General features: G+C 70.1%; 5 protein-coding genes. 2 read left to right on the top strand and 3 right to left on the bottom strand.

Going from position 1 to position 3,970, the window contains the following annotated elements:
• Together JF597_RS01620 and JF597_RS01615 are read right to left on the bottom strand one after the other, a co-directional pair.
• A partial coding sequence (locus JF597_RS01620; RefSeq protein ID WP_293987543.1) for a thiamine pyrophosphate-dependent enzyme occupies positions 1-382 on the bottom strand: 382 nt, incomplete at its 3' end.
• Positions 379-2,250: a 2-oxoacid:acceptor oxidoreductase subunit alpha gene (locus JF597_RS01615; protein ID WP_293987541.1), complete on the bottom strand. Its 1,872-nt coding sequence runs from the start codon at positions 2,248-2,250 to the stop codon at positions 379-381. The genes JF597_RS01615 and JF597_RS01620, both read right to left, overlap by 4 nt.
• A gap of 245 nt (positions 2,251-2,495) precedes the next feature.
• On the opposite strand from JF597_RS01615, the gene JF597_RS01610 reads away from it, so the two are divergent.
• Positions 2,496-2,930, top strand: coding sequence for a hypothetical protein (locus JF597_RS01610; protein WP_293987539.1), 435 nt, complete (start codon positions 2,496-2,498; stop codon positions 2,928-2,930).
• 8 nt (positions 2,931-2,938) lie between these two features.
• Here the strand turns inward: JF597_RS01610 and JF597_RS01605 are convergent, their stop codons facing one another.
• A complete protein-coding gene (locus tag JF597_RS01605; protein ID WP_293987537.1) occupies positions 2,939-3,427 on the bottom strand; it encodes a carbonic anhydrase in 489 nt (162 codons plus the stop codon).
• A gap of 103 nt (positions 3,428-3,530) precedes the next feature.
• Here JF597_RS01605 and JF597_RS01600 point away from each other — a divergent pair.
• Positions 3,531-3,970, top strand: a 440-nt coding sequence (locus tag JF597_RS01600; protein ID WP_293987535.1) for a M48 family metalloprotease, incomplete at its 3' end; no start/stop codon positions are given.

Genomic DNA, 3,970 nt, shown 5'->3' with positions numbered 1-3,970 from the left:
CGTAGATCCGGTTGTTGAACAGCAGGATCTTGAGGTTCACGTTGCGGCGCAGCGCGTGGATCAGATGGTTGCCACCGATCGACAGCGCGTCGCCGTCGCCCGTGACCACCCACACCGACAGATCGGGACGCGACGTCGACAACCCGGTCGCGATCGCCGGCGCCCGGCCGTGGATCGAGTGCATGCCGTAGGTGTTCATGTAGTACGGGAAGCGCGACGAGCAGCCGATGCCGGAGATGAACACGATGTTCTCCCGCGCCACGCCCAGCTCGGGCATGAAGCCCTGGACGGCGGCCAGGATCGCGTAGTCGCCGCAGCCCGGGCACCACCGGACCTCCTGGTCGGTCTTGAAGTCCTTCGGCTTGAGTCCGAGGTCGGTCACTGGTGGATCACTCCCTGATGGATGACGCCGAGCAGCATCTCGGAGAGCTCGTCCGCCTTGAAGGGCAGGCCACGCACCTGGGTGACGCTGATCGCGTCCACGAGATACTTCGCGCGGATCAGCGTGGCCAGCTGCCCGAGGTTCATCTCCGGGATGACGACCTTGTCGTAGCGGGCGAGCAGGTCGCCGAGGTCGGCCGGGAACGGGTTGAGGTGGCGCAGGTGCGCCTGGGCGATGGACGCGCCGGCCGCCCGGACCTGGCGGCACGCGGCGCCGATCGGCCCGTAGGTCGACCCCCAGCCGAGGACGAGCACCCGCGCGTCACCGTCCGGGTCGTCCACCTCGAGCGGCGCCAGCGAGCGGGCGATGCCGTCGACCTTCGCCTGCCGGGTGCGGGTCATGAAGTCGTGGTTGTCCGGGTCGTAACTGATATTGCCGGTGCGGTCGGCCTTCTCGATGCCGCCGATGCGGTGCTCGAGCCCCGGCGTGCCCGGCACCGCCCACGGACGGGCCAGGGTCTCGGGGTCGCGCAGGTAGGGCAGGAACGTGCCGTCCTCGGCGCCCTCGCCGTTGGGCTGGGTCGTGAACTCCACCGAGAGGTCGGGCAGGTCGTCCACTTCCGGTACTCGCCACGGCTCGGAGCCGTTGGCGAGGTAGCCGTCGGACAGCAGGAACACCGGCGTGCGGTAGGTGAGCGCGATGCGGGCCGCCTCGACGGCGGCGTCGAAGCAGTCGCCGGGCGACTGCGCGGCCACGATCGGCACCGGCGCCTCGCCGTTGCGGCCGTACATGGCCTGCAGGAGGTCGGACTGCTCGGTCTTGGTCGGCAGGCCGGTGGACGGGCCGCCGCGCTGGATGTCGCAGATGACCAGCGGCAGCTCGAGCGAGACCGCGAGGCCGATCGTCTCGCCCTTCAGAGCGATGCCGGGGCCGGAGGACGTCGTGACCGCCAGCGCTCCGCCGAACGCGGCCCCGAGCGCGGCGCCGATGCCGGCGATCTCGTCCTCGGCCTGGAAGGTGCGCACGTTGAAGCGCTTGTGCTTCGACAGCTCGTGCAGGATGTCCGACGCCGGGGTGATCGGGTACGCGCCCAGGAACAGCGGCAGGTTCGCCCGCTGCGCCGCGGCGATCAAGCCGTACGCCAGCGCCAGGTTCCCGGAGATGTTGCGGTACGTGCCGGCCGGGATGACCGCCGGCTTCACCTCGTAGGAGACCGCGAACGCCTCGGTCGTCTCGCCGTAGTTCCAGCCCGCCTTGAACGCGGCGATGTTCGCGTCGGCGATGTCGGGCTTGTTGGCGAACTTGGTGCGGATGAAGTTCAGCGTGCCCTCGGTCGGGCGCGAGTACATCCACGAGAGCAGGCCGAGGGCGAACATGTTCTTCGAGCGGCCGGCGTCCTTGCGGGAGAGCTCGGTGCCCGCCAACGCGTCGAGGGTCAGCTGGGTGAGCTCGATGGCGTGGACGGTGAAGCCGTCGAGCGTGCCGTCCTCGAGCGGGTTGGAGTTCCAGCCGACGCGGGCGAGCGCGCGAGTCGTGAAGTCGTGGGTGTCGACGATCAGCGTCGCGCCCTTGGGGACGTCCCCGAGGTTCGCCTTCAGCGCGGCCGGGTTCATTGCGACGAGGACGTCCGGCCGGTCGCCCGGCGTGAGGATGTCGTGGTCGGCGAAGTGCAGCTGGAAGGACGAGACGCCGGCCAGCGTGCCCTGGGGCGCCCGGATCTCGGCCGGGAAGTTCGGCAGCGTCGACAGGTCGTTGCCGAAGACCGCGGTCTCCTGCGTGAACCGGTCACCGGTGAGCTGCATACCGTCACCGGAGTCACCGGCGATGCGGATGACGACCTGGTCCAGCTGCTGGACGCTCTTGCTCATTGCGGCTTGCTCATCAGGGGACTGCGCCTCCGCGCTTTCGGAACGGCGCCTCACACCGGTCGGCCCGGCCGTGGCGGCAACCGGTTCATATTACGTTTACAAGCGCCGTCCGCGCCCGTGGGCTGCCTCACTTGCCGCACTTTTTACCGGGCGGACGTCCAATCGGTCGGGCGCGCGTGGTGAAGGCGGGTCCTTCGGCGGGTACAACCCCCTCGACCTGTCCCACCGAGAGGGAGCGAGCGGACATGGCCGACGCGAGCCGCGACGACCGCAATTCCCGCGATCTCGTGCTGCCGGCGTTCGAGATGGACTGCCGGGACTGGCTGGTCGTGTCCCCCGCCGAGGCCGGGCTGCCCGAGGACGTCGCCGGTGCCCCGCTGCTCGCGGTGCTGAGCACGGTGGTGATCGGGGCGGACCTCGAGGAGGCGACCGGCGCCCTGACCGTCGGCATGCTGGACGACGACGAGGACCTCGAGATCCGCGAGGTCGCCCCGGGGGCGTCGGCGTTCGAGCTCGTCGAGGAGTTCTTCACGCCGGGCACCCGCCGCTACGTCATGCCGGCGCCCGGCGATCACCGCCTCGCGCTGCTGGCCGAGTTCGTCGTCGGTGTCGGTCGGGACGAGCTGGACCGCCGGGTCGACCAGCTGATGCAGTCCTTCCGCTGGCAGCTCAGCGCGTAACCGACCGGCTACTCGACCTCGCGCAGCTGCGCCGTCGCCACGTCGAAGACGAACCCGCGGATGGTGTCCCGATGCGGCAACCACGGGCATTCGCGGACCGTCCGGATCGAGCGCCGCATGGCCTCTTCGACGTCGGTGAACCCCTCGACCTGCCAGGTCGGCGTCACGCCCGACTCCTCGGCCAGTTCGCGGCGGAACGCCTCGTCGTCGAAGCCGTCCATCCCGCACTCGGTGTGATGGACGATCACGATCTCCCGCGTGCCGAGGGCGCGCTGGCTCAGCGCGAGCGAGCGCAGCACGTCGTCGGTGGGGATGCCGCCGGCGTTGCGGATCAGGTGGGCGTCGCCGATCTCCAGGCCGAGCGCGCCGAACAGGTCCAAGCGGGAGTCCATGCAGGCGACGACGGCCAGCCGGAGCTTCGGACGAAGCGGCCGCGGGCCGGGGAAGTCCTTCGTGTAGGCCTGGTTCGCGTGCACGAGATGGTCGATGGCCGACATGTCCCGGAGTCAACCAGATCTGCCCCAGTTGGCCAGAGGCGCCCGGCTGCGGGGTGCGTCACGTCCCGGGAACGACCGGCCGCGGTCTGTTCGTTGACCTGACATGCACGGCTTCACCAACGGACTCAAGACCGCCGTCCTGTTCGGCGCGCTCGGGGCGTTGCTCATCGTGGGCGGTGGGCTGATCGCCGGCTCGCAAGGGCTCGTGATCGGGCTCGTCCTCGCCCTCGGGATCAACGCCTTCAGCTACTTCAACTCCGACCGGCTCGCGCTGCGCGCCATGGCCGCCCGGCCCGTCAGCGAGGCGGAGCAGCCCGCGATGTACCGCATCGTGCGCGAGCTGGCCACCTCGGCCCGCCAGCCCATGCCGCGGCTCTACGTCTCACCGACCGGGGCGCCCAACGCCTTCGCGACCGGCCGCAACCCCCGCCACGCGGCGGTGTGCGCGACGGACGGGATCCTGCAGATCCTGACCGAGCGCGAGTTGCGGGCCGTCCTCGCCCACGAACTCAGCCACGTCTACAACCGCGACATCCTCATCTC

Origin of the sequence: Streptomyces sp. (assembly GCF_019510245.1) — a bacterium.
Classification (GTDB): domain Bacteria; phylum Actinomycetota; class Actinomycetes; order Streptomycetales; family Streptomycetaceae; genus Streptomyces.
Note: the sequence above shows the minus strand (reverse complement) of the source record. Positions and strands in the feature narration are given on the sequence as shown.